This window comes from Pseudosporangium ferrugineum, assembly GCF_003002065.1.
Taxonomy (GTDB): domain Bacteria; phylum Actinomycetota; class Actinomycetes; order Mycobacteriales; family Micromonosporaceae; genus Actinoplanes; species Actinoplanes ferrugineus_A.
Genome location: NZ_PVZG01000008.1, coordinates 134,367 through 154,624 on the forward strand (window position 1 = coordinate 134,367; position 20,258 = coordinate 154,624).

Below are 20,258 nucleotides of genomic sequence, written 5' to 3' on the forward strand. Positions count from 1 at the left end.
CGCGGGAGCGCCAGCGCTTCAGCGAAGACGCGCTCTAGTGACGCAGCAGCAGCGCTCCGCCGTAGACGAGGGCGGCGAGGGACAGCAGCCAGAAGAGGAAGAGCCAGACGACGTCGCCGACGAGGGTGTGCCGTTGCAGCAGGCCGGCGTCGGTCACCTCGTCCGCCCGCATGGCCCGGAAGAGCTCCGGCACCTGACGGACGCCGCCCATGAGCAGGAACCAGACCCACACGTACGCGAAAGCCAGCTGCACCGCCTCCGTCGACCGCATCGCCACCACCCACAGGACCGCGCCGGTGGCGAGGATGACGAAGACGCCGAACAGGGTACGGACCATGATCAGCACCCCGGCGAGGAACACGAGGCTGAGGAACAGCACGGAGCGCGGGTCGAAGTCGTGGATCAGCAGCTGGACGCCCGCGTACCCGAAAAGGGACGGGCCGAGGTAGCCGGCGACCAGGGACACGAAGGCGGAGAACCAGTTCTCCCTGCCGGACAGCATCTCGCCGGAGCCCGCGTGGAAGATCTTGACGTGCTTGACGACCGACCCGAACAGCCAGCCGAACACCGCGTGCCCGCCCTCGTGCGCGACGGTGATCACGTTGGTCGTGTAGCGCCACAGCGGCACCGCTCCGACGAACGCCACCACCGCCGTGCTCCAGGCCATGCCCATGCCCCGAAACTATCGGCCGCTCTGGGTGACGCGCATCACTACTGAATACTTAACCGGGGCCGTTCGCTTCCCCGGTCAGGGCGTCGCGCCTACCTCCGGAAGCCACTGGCCGGCGAGCATGAACCCGCCGATCACCAGCGCGGCAACGTCGACGGCGAGGAACAGACCGACCCAGAACAGCGCGGGTACGTGGGTGATGCCGGCAAGCTGATCGGCGTCGGACTCGGGCATCCGCCCCCGGCTCCGCAACGTCTGCAGCTCGAACACGGGCCGGATCCCGCCGAACAGCAGGAACCACACCCCCGCGTACGCGAAAGCCGCCTGGACCTGCGCGGACGCGTACCAGGAAACTGCGAGCACGATCGCCCCGGTGACGATCACCGACACCGCGCCGAACACGTTCCGGATGTTGATCAGCATGAGCAGCAGCAACAGGACGGCGAGCCACAGCAGCATCGTGATCCGGTTCCCGCCGAGCAGCCACGCCCCGGCGAGCCCGATCAGCGACGGCGCCACGTACCCGGCCAGCAGCGTGAACATCATCCCGGGCCCGGTCGGCCGCCCGGCCGAGAGCGTGAGCCCGGACGTGTCGAACTCCAGCCGGATGCCCCGCAGCTTGCGCCCGGTCAGCAGCGCGACGAGCGCATGGCCGCCCTCGTGCGCGATGGTGATCGCATTCCGGGCGATCCGCCACAGCGGGCGGAACCCGATCACGAGAAGCGCGATCACCGCAGTGACCAGAACGAGGGCGCCGGGAGGGTCCGGCTGGGCGCTGACCAGCGTCTCCCAGATATCACTCACCGAGTCGATCGACACAGCCCGGGAGCGTAGCCGATCCCCGCAGCCACCACCCCGCTCAGCCCGCTCCGACTCACGACGCCGGCCCGCTCGGGCCGCACCGGCCGCGCCCGCTCAGGCCACACCGGCCGCGCCCGCTCAGGCCACACCGGCCGCGCCCGCTCAGGCCGCGCCCGCTCAGGCCGCGCCGGCCGGGCTCACGGCGCCACCGGTCGCGGCGCAGGTCCGCTCGCGCCCGGTCAGGCGCGTCGGCGCAGGGCTTGGGAGCCTGTGCGGCGCTGCAACTGCCAGACACCCGCGGCCGCCCCCGCCACGATCATCGCTCCGGCGGCGGTAAGCAGCACGGTCACGAATCCCACGGCCGCCACCAGAATGGCGATGTCGGCGAGCGCGACCAGCATCCACAGGGCGAGGGTGGGCTTGCTGCCGTGTCGGCGGAACATCGTGCACCTCCAGCTTCGATGATCGATCCATACCCCGCCATCGATCACCTCATGCACGGGCGCCCGCTACATCGGCTTGAAACCGTCGTACAGCACCTGAAGGTCCTTCTTCGCCGCGTCCCAGTCCTCCGGCGTCGTATACCAGTTGATGCTGAACGCCCGCTTCGAACTGACCACGATGTTCCGCTTCATGGCGTGCTGCCGGTTCCCGTCCACGGTCGTGTAGAAGAACTCCCAGTCGATGGACTCCTGGAAGTAGTCCACGGGCACCATTTTGATCCGCTGATAATCGCGATACTTGCCCCCGGACCGCGTCCGCTCCTGGTTCTTCCAGTCCTCCAGCGGATCCGCCGGACTGTTCGTCTGCGCGAGCAGGAGCAGCCGGTTGTTCCACCGGAACTCGATCTCGTTCGGGTTCCGCGCGTCGATCGAGGCATTCTCGGGAATGGGCACGGTGAACCCGGTCGAGGCATTCCCGTACGTCCGCCACCCCTTCGGCAGCGCCTTCGCCCCAGGCGCGGAACTCGCTGCAGTGGTCCGCGGAGCCGACGACGGCGCAACACTCGGCGGAGTCGTCTTGCCCTGCTTGGGCGGCGGCTGAACACCCCCCGTCTGCGCCGGCTTACCGGCGGTCGCCGTCGGCCCGGCCGCGCCCTTGTCGTCATCGCCCCCCGCGAACAGCAAAGGAACAACAAGCCCGAGCAGCAACAGTACGGCGACCAGAATCGCCACCCCGACAACGGTCTGCTGCCGAGTGAGCGTGACCCCGAAAACGGTCACCCCCCGCCGCCCCCCGGAAGGAGCCCGCAAATTCATAGGCTGCCACGCGGGCCGATTCGCAGGAGCAAGCCCCGGCGCCCCAGCCCCGATCACCCGAGTACGCCCAGGACCATCATCGGCCTCAAGACTCGGCACCTTGCCGGCCCGCCGCGGAGGCATGGAAGGCGCCGCCACAACCGTGACATCCCCAGCCTTCCGCGCCCCCTCCCCGTCAGCCGAAGCCCTCTCGGCAGCCGCAGCCGAAGTAGCCTGGGTAGCCGGCTTGACCGGGTTCACTTCGGCCGGCTCCGCTTCAGCCTTCTCCGCCCGAGGACTCGTCTCGACCGCCGCCGACCCGGTGACTTCCGCCGGAGCAGCCGCCGCGACCTCGCTCGACCCGCCGGCTTCCGCGTCACTGGTCTCAGGCGCGGTGCTCGCCGCAGCCTCCTCACTCACCGGCGCCGCAGCCTCAGTCACCGGCGCGCCGTCGATCCGTCCGCCCTGATCCGGCTTCCCGCCCTGATCCGGCTTCGCTCCCCCGGCCGGCTCCGTCTCCTCGGCCGGTTTTGCCGCCTCGGCCAGCTTTGCCGCCTCGGCCGACTTGGCCGCTTCGGCTGGCTTCGTTTCCTCGGTCGACGTTGCTACTTCGGCCGGCTTCGTCTCCTCGGCCGGCTTCGTCTCCTCGGCCGGTGTTGCTACCTCGGCCGGCTTGGTCTCCTCGGCCGGTGCCGCAGTCGCGGCGGGCGCTGCCTTGGCCATCTTGGCGGCGGACGCAGCCGCCTGACGCCCGCGGCCCTTCTTCCGTCCCGCCTTCGTGGTGGCACCGGACCCCGCCCTGGCCTCTGCCACCGGCTCGACCGGCACCGCACCGCCATCCGACGACCCGCCGGGCTGATCCTCCCCAGCCGCCGCATCCACGTCAGGCCTCGAGGCCGCCTCGACCTCGACCGCAGCGGGCGCGTCCCCCTTGGCCGCATCGACGGCCCCTACCGCACCGACCGCCTCTGCTCCGTCGACCGCCTCTGCGGCATCGATCGCCTCTGCCGCGTCGACCGACGGCGCGTCCTTCTTGGCCGCCGCGTCCTCCGGCGCCGCGTCCTCCGGCGAATCGGCGGACGGCTGAGACTCGGGCTCAGCAACCGACGGCGCTGCATTCTCAGGATTTCCGACCGAGGGCTCAGCGTCCTCTACCGACGCATCAGCGTTAGCCGGCGCCGAGTCCTCAGGCGTCGCCAGCGCCTCTTCGGACGAAGCCGGCGCCACGTCCTCCGGCGTTGCCGGTACCGCTTCTTCTTCGGCTGTCGACGGCTCGGCGACCTGAGTTGCGGCGTCGCTGGGCTGCTCCACGGACGACTCGGCGGCAGCCGCCGGCGGCGCCTGCTGCTCGGCCACGGACGCCTGCACCTCCGCCGGCGACGCCTCCGACTCAACCGCGGACGCCTGCACCTCCGCCGGCGATACCTGCGACTCAACCGCGGACGCTTGAGGCTCAGCCACGGACGCTTGGGGCTCAGCCGGCAACACCTGCGACTCGACCGCGGACGCTTGGGGCTCAGCAGGGGACGCCTGGGGCTCCGCCGTGGGAGCTTGCGGTTCGGCCGGGGGTGCTTGGGGTTCGGCCGTGGGGGCTGCGGCTGCCGGGGCTGGGCTGGACTCCGGGTGCTGGGCCGCGCGGCGCTTGCGGGCTGCGGCGACCTCCTCGACCGTGAACGACCCCAGGGCGGAGCCCGCGCCGCGCATCGTCGCGTCGAGGGCGGGGGGCCCTTCCGCCCCTGCTTCCGCTTGTGGGGGCGCCGGCTTTGCTGTGCCCGTACGGGAAAGGGTTTCACGAACCGGAGGCGTGTCCACCCTGGTCGGGTCGACGGGGGTTTTCGGGGCGTCGACCCGCGTCGGGGCGTCGGCCGGGCGCGGTGCGCGACCCACGGTGGCCTTGCCCGGGGCGAACAGGGGCCCGGGACCCGACGGCGGGCGCTGCCCGGCGGGGTCGACCGGCGGACGCGCGGGAGACACCGGGGGCGGTGCGGACGCGCGCGCGGACGTGACCGGTGGCCGTCCCGCGGGCGGCACACCGGCGCGCCCGGGGGCTACCGGCGGCGTGGCCCGGCCGGGCGAGACAGGCGCCGTCGCAGCGGCCCGGCCCGGCGACCCAGGCGGCGTTCCCGCGGGCTGACCCGGCGCGGCGGCACGGCCCGGCACGGCACCCCGGCCGGGCGACCCCGGCGGCGTAGCGTCCGGACGGCCCGGAGTGGCACCGGGGTGACCCGGCACCGGCGTCGGCCCGCTGCGGCCCGGAACCGGCGGCGGAGTCGGCCCGCTGCGGCCCGGAACCGGCGGCGGAGTCGGCCCGCTGCGGCCCGTGGCGATCGGCGGGCGCGGTCCCGGCACGACCGGCGCGCTGGCCGACACGCCCGGCACGATCGGGGGGCGTTCCCGGCCGATGCCCGGGCGGCGCATCGTCGGGCTCATCGGGAAGCTCAGCTTCGAGCGGCGCCCGGTGGCGCGCAGCAGCAACCGTTCGGCCTCGTCGGCGTTGATCCGGTGCGCGGGATCCTTGCGCAGCAGCCCGTTGAGGACCGGCTTGAGCGGTCCGGCGTTGCGGGCCGGCGGCGGGTTCTCGGTGGCGAGCGCGGCCAGCGTGGCGATGGCCGAGGGACGCGCAAAGGGCGAGGCGCCCTCGACCGCGGCGTAGAGCGTGGCGCCGAGGGACCACAGGTCGGCGCCGGGTCCGGCGGTCCCGTCCCGGGCGCGCTCCGGAGCGATGTACGCCGGGGAGCCCAGCACCAGCCCGGTGCGGGTCACGTTCGGGTCGCCGGGCACCGTGGCGAGGCCGAAGTCGGTGAGCACGACACGGCCGTCCTCACCGATCAGCACGTTGCCGGGCTTGACGTCGCGGTGCACCACCCCGGCCCGATGCGCGGCACGCAACGCATTGAGGACGCCGAGGCCGATCTCGGCGGCGCGCACCGGGTTGAAAGGCCCGTCGCCGGCGAGGATGTCCTGCAGGGAGCGGGAAGGCACGTACTCCATGACGATCCACGGATCGGCGTCGGTACGCAGCACGTCGAAGACGCGCACCACATTGATGTTGTTGAGCCGCGCGATCGCCCGGGCCTCGCGGAGCGACCGCTCACGCATCTCCTGGCGTTCGTCGGGCGTCAACCCGGGAGGCGGCACCAGCTCCTTGATGGCGACATCACGGTGCAGGACGACATCGGTCGCCCGCCAGACACGACCCATCCCGCCCTGACCGAGCGGCGCGACAAGCCGGTAGCGGTCAGCGACAACGAGCGGGGGGGAAGTAGACATCACGCAGAAAATACCCGGTCATGTCGAGCCGCAGCGAATCGATCAGCCGAGTGTGGGACGCGTGTCACCGCGCGCCGCGGGCGGGGACCGTACCCTTGATCAATGGATGAGGAACCGCTGGTCAAGGTGGTCCGCGGCGCGCCGACCGCGGAAGAGCTGGCTGCCCTGGTGGGAGCCCTGATCACGACATCTACGCGTACGGATGGAGCAACGCCGGACGCATCGACGACCCCCTGGACCCGCAGCGCCCGCCCCGCCGCAGCCCACTGCTCCTGGCGAGACTCGGGCCTACCCCGCTGAACCACCCCGGCGGATAGACCGTGTTCAGTACGGCGGCCACTGTCCACAACCGCAAGCACGGGGTCGAAACCCCCACGGCCACCGACTAGTCTCGCGGAGGATTTCGCACTCTCGGGGGAGGGCACAGCAGTGCACGACTTGCCGGACAGCTCCATCACGAGCTTCGCCTCGATCGAAACCGACATCCAGGCGATGGAAGAGTTCGCCAAGACCCTCGCCCACGAGGTCCAGGCCGGCTACGAACCCAACCTCCAACGGGTGACGACGTCGATGCTCACCCAACTCCCCGAGGCCAGCGCCCTGTTCCCCGAGCTGCGAAGCTTCCTCACGGCCCACAACGAGGTCCAGAACCAGACGTTCGCCAACACCTTCAACTTCCGCGACGGTACGCACGTCTTCGCCACAGCGGCCCAGTCGATCAGCAAGGAGTACGGCGACTCCGACGCGTACGCCCACGCCAAGGTGACCGACGTCGAAAAGGCCTTCGACGAAGCCACCAACACCGACCCGGACCCGGGAACGAGGACATCCTGATGCTGATCGCAGACGGAGGCGGCGGCTACGGCGGCACCGACTGGAACTCCACGGACGTCCGCTACATGTGGTCAGCAATCGCCGACCAGGAGACCGACAAGCACTACGACGTGGTGGCCGGCTGGCGCCAAACCGCCGACCTGACCCTGACCCACCTCGGCCAGGTCCAGATGTACCGCGACAACCTAGCCTCGGTCTGGCCCCCCTCAAAAAGCCCCGCGGCAGCCGCCTACCTCCAACGCCTGGACAGCCTGATCGCCGACCTCCAAGCAACCCACGAGGCGGCCTCAGCCAACTACACCGTCTTCGCCACGGTCACCCTCACCCTGAGCCAGGCCCGCCACAAACTCAAGCCCCTCCTGGACCAGTTCGAAGCCAACGAAAAAGCCAACCTAACCTGGAAAACAAAACAGGACGCCCAACTCCCAGACCCGAACGAAGCCCCAAAAATCTCCGCGCCGCCGGTCTCCACTGCCCAGCAAGAAGCCCTGAACAACCAGGCCCGCATCATCATGTACGACCTGAGCAGCACGGTAATAAGCGGCCAAAGCGCCCTCCAAAAACCCAAACCATACGACCCCATCGATGCGGGAAGTTCCGGTGGGGAAAAGCGAGAAAAGTCAGACGAGGGTTCTGGATTTGCACTCCCGCCGGTAATTCCGCCACCTGGAGGCGGCGGATCAACCGCAACTTTGGCGCCATCATCAAGCAACGTATCGACGGCAACCCAGGCAGGCCATGTTCAAACCTCAACGGGCTACCCGACTGCCGGCGGCCCAACGCTAGGGCAGACCGGCAGCGGGCCAGTCCTCGGAGGAGCTGGACCTTCGACCGTCGCCCCGCCTCCTCTGCCAGGTCCTCCCCCACAGTCTCTGTTGCCAGGCGTATCGCAGCCTTCACAAACGGGCCTGATCCCCGGGCTCATGACGCCGGGCTCCAGCGGCGGAAAGTTGCCATCCGCCCCGGCGGCACCTATTACCGGTCGTCCACCCAACGCGCTTCTGCCTCACCCGAACATCGGTTCGGGCCCCGGATCACGATCGATCAATCCACCGGGTGGGATCATCGGGGCCAATCCCGGAAATGGCATCGTCGGACAAACGCCGAGCAACACAGCTGGCTCACGCTCCGCACGGACAACCCGAGTCAATCCGGTTGGGGGCATCATTGGACAGAACGGCACACTGCCTGGACGCACCGGAACCAGCCGAACCTCAACGTCACCGACGACGGCCAGCCTCGCCCCCCATTCGTCGCGCAGCCATGAGAGAGGCACGGACAGCACTCAATCGAGGTTTTGGGATCCAGACAACCCCTGGGCTACAGAAGAAGGCGTGGATCCAGTACTTATGCCGCAGCCTGAAGCACCCCCTATCAATCCGGGGCCCGCTATTGGCCTCGCAAGATGAGACAGCGACTCGCCGCCTCTTTGGCCGTGGCATTGATCCTGGGATTTGCGGGCATAGGCGATTCTCCCGCCCTGGCCGATGACGTCCGCAAGGGGCAATGGCATCTTAAGTATTTGAGAGTATCTGAGGCCCATCGGTTGAGCACCGGAAAAGGCGTGACCGTCGCAGTCATCGATTCAGGGGTAAGCGAGCATCCAGATCTAGCCGGAAGCATCCTCCACGGGAAGGATTTCGTCGATCCTGGAGGCAGCGGCCGAACAGACGCAGACGGGCACGGCACCAGCATGGCTGGCCTGATTGCAGCACATGGCGCAGATGGCGCCGGTACGCTCGGCATCGCCCCCGATGCGAAAATTCTACCGATTCGAGTCCTGAAAGATGGGCCCAGAAATGCCGAGATTGGCCCCGCGATCGATTACGCTGTGGCCCACGGCGCGAAGGTTATCAACATTTCCATCAGTGGCGGGCTAGATGCAGTAACAATCAATGCTGTGCGCGCCGCAACTGAGGCTAACGTTGTCGTAGTCGCCGCAGCCGGCAATAGACCCGAGGATGCCGGGGTAACATCTCCTGCAATATTGGATGATGTTGTGGCAGTGGCAGCCGTGGACAGGTCTGGGACTATTGCCAAGATTTCCGTGACGGGCCCAGCTATCGACCTCGCCGCTCCGGGTGAAGACATCACGACGACGGCCAACAAAAACGAATATGCAGTCGAGCAAAAAGGCACCTCAGACGCCGCAGCAATGGTCTCGGGCGCTGCAGCTTTGATCCGAAGCAAGTTTCCTGAGATGAGTGCTGAAGAGGTGGTTGCGAGGCTTGAGAGCACAGCAACCGACAAAGGTCCTCCGGGCGTTGACGACGAATACGGGCACGGCATTGTCAACATCGTCGCCGCTCTGAGCTACAACACCACCCCCGCCTCCGCCGCTCCGAGCAGTTCACCACCTGCACCAACAGCCGACGCTTCACCTAAGGGCGAAGACAAGACTGAGCCCGCTGGCAACAACACCCCCCTCATCGCCGGAGGGGCGATTGTTGTGCTCCTCGCCGGGCTGGTTGGGATCCTGTGGGTCCGTCGGCGGTCCGCGCGCTAAGCAGCGTCCGACCCTTCAGTGCCCTCAGCCGCCGCTGCGGCAGCGCCCCGAGCCGCCCTACGCCAGCGGTCAGTGCCGCCGCCGCGACGGCGCCCGACCCGCAGCGCCCGACCCGCAGCGCCCGACCCGCAGCGCCCGACCCGCAGCGCCCGACCCGCAGCGCCCGACCCGCTCTCACGGACCCCGAGCCGCCCCCAGCGAAGCGGCCCCACCCTCTCCCAGGCCCGCTGCACGACCCGCACCATCAGGGCTTGTAGCGTAAACCTCCGTGCAGACTCACGATGAATACCGGCTGGTGCTTGCCTCTGCCAGTCCCGCGCGCCTCGCTCTCTTGAGGGCTGCCGGCTTTGATCCTTCGGTTCGGGTTAGTGGGGTTGACGAGTCTGTTGTCGACAGTGCGGATGCTGGTGAGCTTTGTCTTGAGCTTGCTCGGTTGAAGGCTCGCGCCGTGGCTGCCTCGTTGCCTGCTGAGCAGGGGGTGCTGGTGCTCGGGTGTGATTCCGTGCTGGCGTTCGACGGGCAGATTCTCGGCAAGCCCACCGACGCCGATGAGGCCGTTCGGCGGTGGCGGGCCATGCGGGGGCGGTCCGGGGTGCTGCACACCGGGCATCATCTGACCGATCTCACCAGTGGCAAGCAGGCCGAGGACGTCGGCGCGACCGTTGTTCACTTCGCTGATGTCAGCGACGCCGAGATCGATGCCTACGTTGCCACCGGCGAGCCTCTTCATGTTGCCGGGGCCTTCACCATCGACGGGCTGGGGGCTTCTTTCGTCGAGCGGATCGAAGGGGATCACGGCAACGTTGTGGGGTTGTCGCTTCCGCTGCTGCGACGCCTGCTTTCCAGCTTCGGCGCCAGCGTTCCGACACTGTGGAGAAAAGCCTAGGACACAGCCTCACCGCACGCTGCGGGCGAACAGCCGAGCCGCCCAGGTCACCGCCGCGACCGCCAGCACGGCCATGATCACCAGTCCCTGCCACACGGCCGGCGCTCCCAGGTCGCCGCGGAACAGGGCGCGGGTTCCGTCCACCGCCCAGGAGAACGGGTTCCAGTCCGCGACCCCCTGCAGCCAGCCCGGCGCGAACGTCAGGGGCAGCAGGATGCCGGAGAGCAGCAGCACCGGCTGCGCCACCGTGTTCATCAGTGGGGCCAGCACGTCCTCGCTCTTGACCGCCAGGGCCACGCCGTACGACATCGCCGAGGTCATCAGGGAGATCAGGGCCAGCATCAGGTAGGCGAGCAGCAGGTTGCCCAGCACCACGCGGAGGTCGAACGCCAGCGCCAGCAGGGTGATGATCACCGCCTGGGACAGCAGGGACACCGTGTCGCGCAGGGAGCGGCCCAGGAGCAGGGCGAGGCGGCTGACCGGGGTCACGCGGGACCGTTCGATCACTCCCGCGCGCAGTTCGGCGATCAGGCCGAAGCCCTGGAACAGGCCGCCGAAGATGGCCAGGAGGACGAGCAGGCCGGGGACGAAGATCTCGTACGCCTCCGCGTTCGTCCGCACCCCGAGGGCCGGCTTGAGCAGCGGCGCGAACAACAGCAGGTACATGACCGGCTGGAACACTCCTACCAGGATCCAGACCGGGTTGCGGAGCAGCAGCAGGGCCTGCCGCTGGAAGATCAGCCAGGTGTCGCGCAGCAGCTTCATGGGTCAGCTCTCCCGCAGGGATCGGCCGGTCCTGGTCAGGAAGACGTCGTCGAGGCTGGGGCGGTGCAGTTCGATCGTGCCCAGCGGCACCGCGGCGGCGTCGAGGGCGCGGAGCACCAGCGGGATCGCCGAGGCGCCGTCGTCGACGTAGAGGCGGATGCTGTCCTCGTGGGTCTCCAGCTTGTTGACGAACGGCGCCGAGCCCAGGGCCTCCGCCGCGAGGGCCGGGGAGGCGACTCCCACCCGTACGACATCGCCGGAGATCTCCCGTTTCAGAGCCGCCGGGGTGCCGGAGGCGACGATCTCGCCGTTGTCCATGATGGAGACCCGGTCGCAGAGCGCATCCGCCTCGTCGAGGTAGTGCGTGGTGATGAAGATGGTGATGCCCTCGGCGCGCAGGCGGCGGATCTCGTCCCACATGTGGGCGCGGCTCTGCGGGTCGAGGCCGGTGGTCGGTTCGTCGAGGAAGACGACGCGGGGGTCGTGGATGATCCCGAGGGCGATGTCGACCCGGCGCCGCTGGCCGCCCGAGTACGTCTTGCATTTGCGGTCGGCGTACCCGGCGAGCTGGAAGCCGTCGAGGACGCGGGCGGCACGGGTCCGCGCCTCGGCCTTGGAGATGCCGTAGAGGCGGGCCTGGAGCACGAGTTCCTCGCGGGCGGTGGAGTCGTCCCAGGTGGCGCCGCCCTGGGCGACGTAGCCGATGCGGCGGCGCACCTCCCCGGGGCTGGTGCGCAGGTCGGCTCCCGCGATGACGGCGCTGCCGCCGTCGGGTTCGATCAGCGTCGCCAGCATGCGCAGCGTGGTGGTCTTGCCGGCGCCGTTCGGGCCGAGGAAGCCGAAGATCTCGCCCTCGTCGATGGTGAGGTCGACGCCGCGTACGGCCTCGACGGCGCCCTGCCTGGTCGTGAAGGACTTGCGCAGCCCCCGCGTTTCGATCATGTCGGCCCCCAGCCGTGGGCGGACCGGTGCCCGCCACCGTCCCGGGCAGCCTAGGTCCGGCGCGGGCATTTAGTCAAAGTTGATTACTCAAGCAGGCGGTCGGCGACGCGCCGGCACCATTGGATCTCCGCCTCGGCGCGGGCGATGACCAGCTCCCACATCCAGCTCACGTACTCCGGCTTCTGCCGCGACCAGTCCGCGCCCATCGCCGCCTCGAGCTGCTTGTTCCCGACCGCGAGCTGCTCGGCGCGGTTGCGCAGGGCGGCGGCGGCCTCGTCCCGGGGCAGCGCCGGAAGGAGCGAGAAGGCGGCGACGAAGGGGTCCGGCGCGGGCGCGAGGTTCCACCAGTAGTTGCGCAGCAGCGCCTGGAACTCGCCCGCGCCCTTCTCCGTGATCTCGTACGTGGTCCGGGCCGGCCGCGCGCCCACCTGCTCCGTCGCCACCGCCCGCAGCAGCTCCTCCTCGGCGAGCTTGCGCAGGCCGTGGTAGATCGAGCCGGGCTGCACGTTGGCCCACTTGTCGGCGCCCCAGCTGAGCAACTCGCGACGGACGTCGTAGCCGTGAACCGGCTGCATCCACTGGACGACGCCGAGGATCATCATGCGGGTGACGGACATGCGCTCAGCGTAATAGGCAAACTTGACTGAGCGCGGCGCGGACGCCTGAGGATAGGCTCAGGCCCGTGCAGAAGGTATTGATCGCCAATCGGGGCGAGATCGCCGTCCGTGTCATCCGGGCCTGCCGCGACGCCGGCCTGACCAGCGTCGCCGCCTATGCCGACGGCGACCGGGACGCGCCGCCCGCACGACTCGCCGACGAGGCCTGGGCCCTCGACGGCGAGACCGCCGCCGACACCTATCTGCGCATCGACAAACTCCTGGACGTCGCCGCCCGCAGCGGCGCCGACGCGGTGCACCCCGGCTACGGCTTCCTCAGCGAGAACGCCGAGTTCGCTCAGGCCGTACTGGATGCGGGTCTGACCTGGATCGGTCCCACCCCGGCGGCGATCCGCGACCTCGGCGACAAGGTCACCGCGCGGCACATCGCGCAGCGGGCCGGCGCGCCGCTCGTGCCGGGCACGGCCGAGCCGGTGGCCGGCGCCGACGAGATCGTCGCGTTCGCGCGCGAGCACGGCCTGCCCGTCGCGATCAAGGCGGCCTTCGGCGGCGGCGGGCGCGGCCTGAAGGTGGCCCGCACGCTGGAGGAGATTCCCGCGCTCTTCGAGTCGGCGACCCGCGAGGCGGTCGCGGCGTTCGGCCGCGGCGAGTGCTTCGTCGAGCGCTACCTGGACCGGCCGCGGCACGTGGAGGCGCAGGTCCTGGCCGACACGCACGGCACCGTCATCGTCGTCGGCACGCGCGACTGCTCGCTGCAGCGCCGACACCAGAAGCTGGTCGAGGAGGCGCCGGCCCCGTTCCTCACCGCGGAGCAGCGCGAGCGCATCCACTCCAGCGCCAAGGCCATCTGCCGGGAGGCCGGCTATCACGGCGCCGGCACGGTCGAGTATCTCGTCGGCCAGGACGGCACCATCTCGTTCCTCGAGGTGAACACGCGGTTGCAGGTCGAGCACCCGGTCAGCGAGGAGACCGCCGGCATCGACCTGGTGCGCGAGCAGTTCCGCATCGCCGACGGCGAGCCGCTGGCGCACACCGAGGACCCGGAGCCGCGCGGCCACGCCATCGAGTTCCGGATCAACGGCGAGGACGCGGGCCGCAACTTCCTGCCCGCGCCCGGCACGGTCACCGCCCTGACGTGGCCGTCCGGGCCGGGCGTCCGGGTGGACGCGGGCGTCGAGGCGGGCAGCGTCATCGGCGGCAACTTCGACTCCATGCTCGCGAAGATCATCGTGACCGGCGCGACCCGGGCGGAGGCGCTCGAACGGGCCCGGCGCGCGCTGGACGAGACCGTGATCGAGGGCATCGCGACCGTGCTGCCGTTCCACCGCCTGGTCGTGCGCGATCCCGCGTTCACGGCCGAGCCGTTCACCGTGCACACCCGGTGGATCGAGACCGAGTGGTCCGGCGGCGTGCCCGCGTTCACGCCGGTCGCCGTCCCGGCGCCCGAGCCCGAGCCCGAAGAGCGCCGCACCGTCGTGGTCGAGGTCGGCGGCAAGCGCCTGGAGGTGCGTCTTCCGGCCCATGTGGGTACGGCCGCACCCGCACCCCACCGCAGCACCACCCCCCGTCGGTCAGGAGCACGAACGGCGTCCACCCCCACCGCCGGCGCCGCCGCGCTGACGGCCCCGATGCAGGGCACCATCGTCAAGGTCGCCGTCGCGAACGGTGACACCGTGACCGAGGGCGACGTGATCGTGGTCGTCGAGGCGATGAAGATGGAGCAGCCGCTGCAGGCCCACCGGACGGGCACGGTGAACGGCCTGACCGCGGAGGTCGGCAGCACCATCACGGCCGGCACGACGATCTGCATCATCGAAGACTGAGCGCGCGACCGGGGCTGGCTACTCCGGGTGGTCCCCCGTGGTGAGGATCAGCCGGCCGTGGACGCCGCCCCGCGCCAGGCGGTGGTGCGCCTCCACCACCTGCTCCATCGGCAGCACGCCGCCGACCACCGGGCGGAGCTCGCCCTTCTCGACGGCCCGGGCCAGGGCGGCCAGTTCGCCGGCGGACGGGTTGTTGGAGAAGCCGACCACGCCCGGCAGGAGCAGCGAGCTCATCCAGCGGAGCGGATGATCGGCGTCCATCGCCAGCGCGATCAGGCGGCCCTTCGGTGCCAGCAGCTTCCGGAACGTGCCCACGTCGGTCCCGACCAGGTCCAGGATGACGTGGAACCGGCCGAGCGACGCCGGATCCGCCGTACGGTAGTCGACCACCTCGTCCGCACCCAGCGACTCGACCAGTTCCCGGGCACCGGCGCCGGCCAGCGCCGTGACGTGCGCGCCGAGCGACCGGCCCAGCTGGACGGCGAGCACGCCGGCGCCCCCGGACGCGCCGCGTACCAGCAGTCGCTGCCCGCCGGTCAGCCGCACCGCCCGGGTCAGCGCCCGGATGACGGTCGTACCGGCGGCCGGCAGCGCGGCCGCCTCGATCAGCGTGAGATCGGCCGGCGCGGGGGACACCAGCTTTTCCGGCACCACCACGAACTCGGCGGTACTGCCCAGCTTGAGGTGGGGAAGGACGCCCCAGACCCGGTCACCGGCCCGGACTGTGCTCACGCCCGCGCCGGCCGCGGCGACGACGCCCGCGAAATCGGCACCCAGCCCCCGAGGCAGCGGCTGCCGGAGGAATCGGCGCAGCTTGCCTTCCCTCACCGCGAGTTCGACCGGGTGCACTCCGGCGGCATGAACGCGGACCAGCACCTCGCCCGGGCCGGCCTGCGGGTCGGGCACCTCGGCGACGTGGAGCACCTCGGCCGGACCGTAGCTGTCGTATCGGATCGCACGCATAGTTGATCACCCTGCGGCAAGACTCCGCCGCGGCCTACCGGCCGGGGACGTCCGAGTAATACTCCTGCCCGTATGTCCCGGCCCACGCTCAGGGTGGGGCCGCCGGTACGGGACCTACCGACGGCCCTCGGCGCTGTCACACCCGGCACACCGATCACGCCGGCCGGGCGGGCGCCGCAAGCCCGGAACGCCAGGAACGGGGGACCCGGCGTGCCCGGAACTTGCCCCCACGGTACGCGCGCCGGACCCGCACCAGTAGCGGACGATCACCGCCCGGACCGCCCGAGATCGGCAGAAACCGCCCGCGTCATGACCCACGGGTGCACGGTGAAGGACGTAGCGTGTCCGGCATCACCGTGAGCCGGGCCTGATCGAGGCGCATGCTGAACTCAGCCCATTCTCAGGTGCGCCCACGGAGAATGCCGTGGATCCTGGAGCCGTGAGGTGGCCGAGCCGATGACCGAACTGTTGACCGTCATGGCAACACCGGCGTGGGCATATCTGGCTCTCTTCGGCTTCCTCGCCGTCGACGCGATGGTGCCGGTGGTGCCCATCCAGGCCATCATGATCACCTCCGGCGCGCTCACCGTGTACGGCAACCTCAACCTCGCCCTGGTCATCACCGTCGGCGCGCTCGGCATGCTCGCCGGCGACTCCCTCGCGTTCGTGCTGGGCCGTACGGCGGCCGGCCACGCGAACGGCCATCCGGGCAGCGGGCGCCTCTCCGCCCTGCGCCACCGGTTCGGGCCCAAGGGCGGCGACCCCAAGGGCGACTCCCGCACCAAGCGCGCCGCCGAGCGCTTCACCCGGGGCCTGCGCCGGCCCGGCCCGCTGGTGCTGCTGCTCTGCCGCTTCGTCCCCGGCGGGCGGATGGCGGCCGGCTACCACGCGGGCCGCACCGGCTACCCCATCAAGCTCTTCCTGCTGTACGACGGCGGCGCGGCGGTGGCCTGGGCGACGTACGGCGGGCTGGTCGGCCACATCGGCGGCACGGCGGTGACCCAGTCGGCCTGGCGCCTGTTCGCGATCGCCGCGACGGCCGCGGTCATCTTCGGCACGGCCGGCTGGATTCTCGCCCTCTTCGGCGGCCGCAAGGAGGTCGCCGAAGAGAGCGGTGAAGAGGCGGCCACCGAGGCCTTCCCGGTCGAGGCCGGTTTCGCGTCCGGGCCGATCTCCGAGCCGGAGGAGCCGGCCGCCGGCGATGCGACCGCCGGCAAGCACGCCCACCGGTGAGCACGCGGCCCGGACGCTGACGCCGCCGGGCGGCTACTGAAGCTCGTGCAGCATGAGCTGGCGGGCGGCCTCGGCGATCGACCCCGACAGCGACGGATAGATCGTGATGGTGTGGGCGAGCTGGTCCACCGTCAGGTTGTTCTCGATCGCCATCGTGATCGGCAGGATCAGCTCGCTGGCCTTCGGGGCCACCACCACGCCGCCGACGATCTGGCCGGTCGCCGGGCGGCAGAAGAGCTTCACGAAGCCGTCGCGCAGCCCGGCCATCTTGGCCCGGGCGTTGCCGGTGAGCGGGAGCATGACCTGGCGGGCCGGCACCTTGCCGAGGTCCACGTCGTTCTGCGAGACGCCGACGGTGGCCAGCTCCGGGTCGGTGAAGACGTTGGCGGAGACCGTACGCAGCCGCAGCGGCGCGACCGCCTCGCCCATGGCGTGCCAGATCGCGATCCGGCCCTGCATGGCGGCGACGCTGGCCAGGGGCAGGACGCCGGTGCAGTCGCCGGCCGCGTAGATGCCGGGGACGTTGGTACGGGAGACCCGGTCGACGGTCACGTAGCCGCCCTGGGCGACGTCGACGCCGTACTCGCGCAGGCCCAGATCCGCGGTGTTCGGCACGGCGCCGACGGCCATCAGCGCGTGGGAACCGGTCACCACGCGGCCGTCGGAGAGGGTCACCTGCACGCCGTCGCCGGTGTTGACCACGGAGTCGGCGCGGGACTGGTTGAGGATCGTCATGCCGCGCTCGCGGAAGACCCGTTCGATCGCCATCGCGGCGTCGGCGTCCTCGTGCGGCATGACCCGCTCGCGGCTGGAGACCAAAGTCACTTTCACGCCCATCGCGAGGTACGCGCTGGCGAACTCCGCACCGGTCACACCCGAGCCGACGACGATCAGGTGCTCGGGCAGCTCGGTGAGGTCGTACACCTGGCGCCAGTCGAGGACGCGTTCGCCGTCCGGCCGGGCGCTGTCGAGCACCCGCGGCGTCGCGCCGGTGGCGATCAGCACGGTCGAGGCGTCCACCGCGTACCGCTCGCCGCCGTGCGGGGTGATCAGCACCTGGTGGGTGTGACCGAGCGTGTCCTCGCCCAGCCGCGCCCGCCCCTGCACCACGTCCACGCCGGCCTTGACCAGCTTGGCCTGGATGTCGCCGGACTGGGCGAGGGCGAGCTTCTTGACCCGGTCGTTGACGGCCTTCGCGTCGACGGTGACGCCCTCGAGACCGGGCGAGCGGACGCCGAACCGCTCGTTGTGCCGGTAGCCGGTCACCACCTCCGAGCTGGCGATGAACGTCTTGGAGGGCACGCAGTCCGAGAGCACGCACGCGCCGCCGGCGCCGTCGGCCTCGACGAGGGTGACGTCCGCGTCGAGCTGCGCGGCGACCAGCGCCGCCTCGTACCCGCCCGGCCCACCGCCGATGATCACGATCCGACTCACGCGTTCAACCCCCATTGTTCCGTTTCGTCACTTACGTGACTGAGATGTGCCGACACGCACACCTCGTATTCTCCCTCAACCGCGTCCCGGGCTATCGTCATCGCCGTGGGTCATTACGCCGCGTACGGTTCCAACCTTGATCCGGCCCGGATGCGGGCCTATTGTCCGCACTCCCCGATGGTGGGCGTGGGGTGGGTCGAGGGTTGGCGCCTGACCTTCGCCGGCGAGGGCGACATGGGCTGGGAGGGCGCGGTCACCACGATCGTCGAGTCCCCCGGCGACCGCGTCTTCGTCTCGCTCTACGACGTGCACCCCTGGGACGCCGCCCAGCTCGACGAGGTCGAGGGCGTGACCGCGGGGGCGTACCAGAAGCTCACCGTGCGCGTCTCGACGCTGGAGGGCGACCTCAGCGCCTGGGTCTACGTCTTCGACGGCTACGAGGGCGGCATGCCGACGGCCTGGTATCTCTCGGAGATCGCCAACGCCGCCGAGAAGGCGGGCGCGCCCGACGACTACGTCAGCGACCTGCGGCAGCGCCCCACCCGTACGTCCTCGCCGGAGATCTAGACCGTCCGCTCGTAGATGTTCGCCTCGTACATGGGGTGCATGCCGACGGCGCGGTAGAGGCGCGCCGCCCGGGTGGGATTCGCCAGGTCGACGCCGAGGCCCGCCGACGTGCGCCCCTTGCCGGCATACGTCGCGAAGGCCCGGCGCAGAAGGGCCTCACCCACACCCTTTCTCCGGTACGCCCGCAGCACCGCGAGCGCCCGCACCCAGCCCGTGCCATCCTCGGCGTTCGAGTCGGAGGACTGGAGCACCCCGGCCCACTCCCCGCCGGCCTCCCCCACGAACCACTCGTCGTAGGAGACACTCGCCTCGGCGTCCACCTGCGCCCGCCACGTCGCGTAGTCGGTCGCGTGGTGGTCGCTGTCCCGGAACGCCTCCTCGATCGTCGCGTGGAAGCGGCGCATCTCGTCCTCGTCGTCCGGGCGTACCGGGCGCACGGTGATCCCGGCGGGCGGCTCGGGCGGAACCGGCGACACGCCGTCGAGCGACATCGTCATCCGGGCGTGCTGCTTGCTGAACGCGAAGCCGGCGTCGGTCAGCGCCTCGATCCACGGCTTCTCGGTGGGCACGGCTCCCGCCCGTACCGTGTAGGTCTCGTGCCCGAACTCGGCGCCGCGCTCGGCGGCCCGGCCGAGCATCAGCGCCAGCAGCGGCCGCAGCGCCGGCACGCCGAGCTCGGGCCACACGTAGACCTCGAGGAAGTCCCGCGGCCCCCGGTCAGCGTTGTGCGGGTACGCCCAGCCCCGGATCGCGCCGTCCGGGTCGAGCGCCACCCAGCAGTCCCGGGTCATGTCGGTGTGGGGGCAGGTCAGCCCCTCGCGGACGTCCTCGGCGGTGAAGTCGGGCTCGCCCATCGCCGCGATGTCGCTCGCCTGCGCCAGGGCCAGGATCTCCGGCACGTCGTCGAGGGTCGGCCGGCGGGTACGCCAGCCCGGAGGAAGCTCGGTCACCGGTAAAGAGTGCCCTAACGGGCAAGGTGGTGCGACAGAGATTTGAGCAGGCCGATCAGCTCGATGCGCTCGGCCCGGCCCAGGGCCGCGTACGCCTGCCCGGCCAGCGACCCGGCGACCGACTCGGCCCACATGAGACGCCGCACGATCGGCCCGGCCTGCGGGTACGGCGGCTGCCACCCGAACGCCACCGCGCCGGTCTCGCCCTCCGGCCCCGCGATGATCGCCTGGAGCGGGGTGAGGCCGCTGGCGCGCACCGCCACGAGGTGCACGCCGAGCCAATGTTCGTGCAGGAGGTTCAGCGCGACGGCGGCCTGCGCGCCCGGGGAGGCGTCCGGCACCGGCATCGCCCGCCACGCGGCGAACAGCGGCAGGCCGGCGCAGTCCACCGCGGACACCACCGGCCCGGCCAGCTCCAGCAGGCGCGCCAGCCGGGGGAAGCCGCCCAGCTCGTCCGCTCCCCACCGGCACAGCTCGTGCAGGTGCCAGGTGGCGACCTCGACCGGCGGGGTGGTCTTCGCCGCCGCCTCCCAGCCGTCGGTGACCGCGTCCGGGGCGATGAACCCGACGGCCGCGGCGACAGTCTCGGGCCGCACGTCACCGAGCGCCCCGGCCCGGGCCGCCACGTGGTACGCCCATCCGGACAGCCCCATCAGCCGGGCACGGCGCAGCGTCTGCGGGGACTCGGCGAACGTCCCGACGAGGGACGCGAGTCCCGCCCGGGCATTGGCGGCTGCCTGTTCGGGGGTCACCACCCGA

General features: G+C 70.7%; 18 protein-coding genes and 1 pseudogene. 8 read left to right on the forward strand and 11 right to left on the reverse strand.

The features are described 5' to 3' along the window. Window positions 1-34: 34 nt before the first annotated feature. The 4 genes and pseudogenes from CLV70_RS18525 to CLV70_RS41090 form a co-directional block, all read right to left on the reverse strand. Window positions 35-673 carry a M50 family metallopeptidase gene (locus CLV70_RS18525; protein WP_106127780.1) on the reverse strand — a complete coding sequence of 213 codons (639 nt, stop codon included), beginning with the start codon at window positions 671-673 and terminating at the stop codon, window positions 35-37. Between the two features lie 75 nt (window positions 674-748). Then, entirely contained in the window at window positions 749-1,489 is a 741-nt protein-coding gene (locus CLV70_RS18530) for a M50 family metallopeptidase (RefSeq protein WP_106127781.1), read from the reverse strand. A gap of 221 nt (window positions 1,490-1,710) precedes the next feature. Next, window positions 1,711-1,971, reverse strand: coding sequence for a hypothetical protein (locus tag CLV70_RS18535; RefSeq protein ID WP_146164093.1), 261 nt, complete (start codon window positions 1,969-1,971; stop codon window positions 1,711-1,713). Window positions 1,972-4,683: 2,712 nt separating this feature from the next. Beyond that, window positions 4,684-5,979, reverse strand: a pseudogene (locus CLV70_RS41090) (serine/threonine-protein kinase); the annotation flags it as partial. Between the two features lie 102 nt (window positions 5,980-6,081). Here CLV70_RS41090 and CLV70_RS18545 point away from each other — a divergent pair. From CLV70_RS18545 to CLV70_RS18565, 5 genes are all read left to right on the forward strand, one after another. Further along, window positions 6,082-6,279, forward strand: coding sequence for an acyl-CoA carboxylase subunit epsilon (locus CLV70_RS18545; protein ID WP_106127783.1), 198 nt, complete (start codon window positions 6,082-6,084; stop codon window positions 6,277-6,279). Between the two features lie 129 nt (window positions 6,280-6,408). After that, complete coding sequence (locus CLV70_RS18550; protein ID WP_106127784.1) at window positions 6,409-6,813, forward strand: hypothetical protein; 405 nt, start codon at window positions 6,409-6,411, stop codon at window positions 6,811-6,813. Beyond that, window positions 6,813-8,222 (forward strand): hypothetical protein, encoded by a 1,410-nt coding sequence (locus CLV70_RS39160; RefSeq protein ID WP_146164094.1) that lies wholly within the window; start codon window positions 6,813-6,815, stop codon window positions 8,220-8,222. Before CLV70_RS18550 ends, CLV70_RS39160 begins: the two co-directional genes overlap by 1 nt. Next, window positions 8,219-9,319, forward strand: coding sequence for a type VII secretion-associated serine protease mycosin (gene mycP, locus CLV70_RS18560; RefSeq protein ID WP_106127786.1), 1,101 nt, complete (start codon window positions 8,219-8,221; stop codon window positions 9,317-9,319). Before CLV70_RS39160 ends, mycP begins: the two co-directional genes overlap by 4 nt. A 268-nt stretch (window positions 9,320-9,587) precedes the next feature. After that, window positions 9,588-10,205 (forward strand): Maf family protein, encoded by a 618-nt coding sequence (locus tag CLV70_RS18565; protein ID WP_106127787.1) that lies wholly within the window; start codon window positions 9,588-9,590, stop codon window positions 10,203-10,205. Window positions 10,206-10,214: 9 nt separating this feature from the next. On the opposite strand, the gene CLV70_RS18570 is transcribed toward CLV70_RS18565, so the two are convergent. The 3 genes from CLV70_RS18570 to CLV70_RS18580 all read right to left on the reverse strand — a co-directional run bounded on the left by CLV70_RS18570 (window position 10,215) and on the right by CLV70_RS18580 (window position 12,529). Then, on the reverse strand, window positions 10,215-10,970 hold the full coding sequence (locus tag CLV70_RS18570) for an ABC transporter permease (protein WP_106127788.1): 756 nt from the start codon (window positions 10,968-10,970) through the stop codon (window positions 10,215-10,217). A 3-nt stretch (window positions 10,971-10,973) separates the two neighbouring features. Beyond that, window positions 10,974-11,912, reverse strand: a complete 939-nt coding sequence (locus tag CLV70_RS18575) for an ATP-binding cassette domain-containing protein (RefSeq protein ID WP_106127789.1) — start codon at window positions 11,910-11,912, stop codon at window positions 10,974-10,976. 83 nt (window positions 11,913-11,995) lie between these two features. Then, window positions 11,996-12,529, reverse strand: a complete 534-nt coding sequence (locus tag CLV70_RS18580) for a PadR family transcriptional regulator (protein WP_245908313.1) — start codon at window positions 12,527-12,529, stop codon at window positions 11,996-11,998. 65 nt (window positions 12,530-12,594) lie between these two features. Here CLV70_RS18580 and CLV70_RS18585 point away from each other — a divergent pair, with 65 nt between their 5' ends. Then, window positions 12,595-14,352 carry an acetyl/propionyl/methylcrotonyl-CoA carboxylase subunit alpha gene (locus CLV70_RS18585; RefSeq protein WP_106127790.1) on the forward strand — a complete coding sequence of 586 codons (1,758 nt, stop codon included), beginning with the start codon at window positions 12,595-12,597 and terminating at the stop codon, window positions 14,350-14,352. 18 nt (window positions 14,353-14,370) lie between these two features. On the opposite strand, the gene CLV70_RS18590 is transcribed toward CLV70_RS18585, so the two are convergent. After that, entirely contained in the window at window positions 14,371-15,315 is a 945-nt protein-coding gene (locus tag CLV70_RS18590) for an NADP-dependent oxidoreductase (protein ID WP_106127791.1), read from the reverse strand. 456 nt (window positions 15,316-15,771) lie between these two features. Here CLV70_RS18590 and CLV70_RS18595 point away from each other — a divergent pair, with 456 nt between their 5' ends. Continuing rightward, window positions 15,772-16,548, forward strand: coding sequence for a DedA family protein (locus tag CLV70_RS18595; RefSeq protein WP_106127948.1), 777 nt, complete (start codon window positions 15,772-15,774; stop codon window positions 16,546-16,548). A gap of 33 nt (window positions 16,549-16,581) precedes the next feature. On the opposite strand, the gene CLV70_RS18600 is transcribed toward CLV70_RS18595, so the two are convergent. Next, complete coding sequence (locus tag CLV70_RS18600; RefSeq protein WP_106127792.1) at window positions 16,582-17,982, reverse strand: NAD(P)H-quinone dehydrogenase; 1,401 nt, start codon at window positions 17,980-17,982, stop codon at window positions 16,582-16,584. A gap of 105 nt (window positions 17,983-18,087) precedes the next feature. On the opposite strand from CLV70_RS18600, the gene CLV70_RS18605 reads away from it, so the two are divergent. Beyond that, window positions 18,088-18,549 carry a gamma-glutamylcyclotransferase gene (locus tag CLV70_RS18605; RefSeq protein ID WP_106127793.1) on the forward strand — a complete coding sequence of 154 codons (462 nt, stop codon included), beginning with the start codon at window positions 18,088-18,090 and terminating at the stop codon, window positions 18,547-18,549. Here the strand turns inward: CLV70_RS18605 and CLV70_RS18610 are convergent. Beyond that, window positions 18,546-19,499, reverse strand: coding sequence for a GNAT family N-acetyltransferase (locus CLV70_RS18610; RefSeq protein ID WP_106127794.1), 954 nt, complete (start codon window positions 19,497-19,499; stop codon window positions 18,546-18,548). The two genes, CLV70_RS18605 and CLV70_RS18610, sit on opposite strands and share 4 nt — an antisense overlap. Window positions 19,500-19,513: 14 nt before the next feature. Next, the gene (locus tag CLV70_RS18615) at window positions 19,514-20,251 is read right to left on the reverse strand and encodes an SCO6745 family protein (RefSeq protein ID WP_106127949.1); all 738 of its coding nucleotides are present in this window, start codon (window positions 20,249-20,251) and stop codon (window positions 19,514-19,516) included. Window positions 20,252-20,258: the final 7 nt, after the last annotated feature.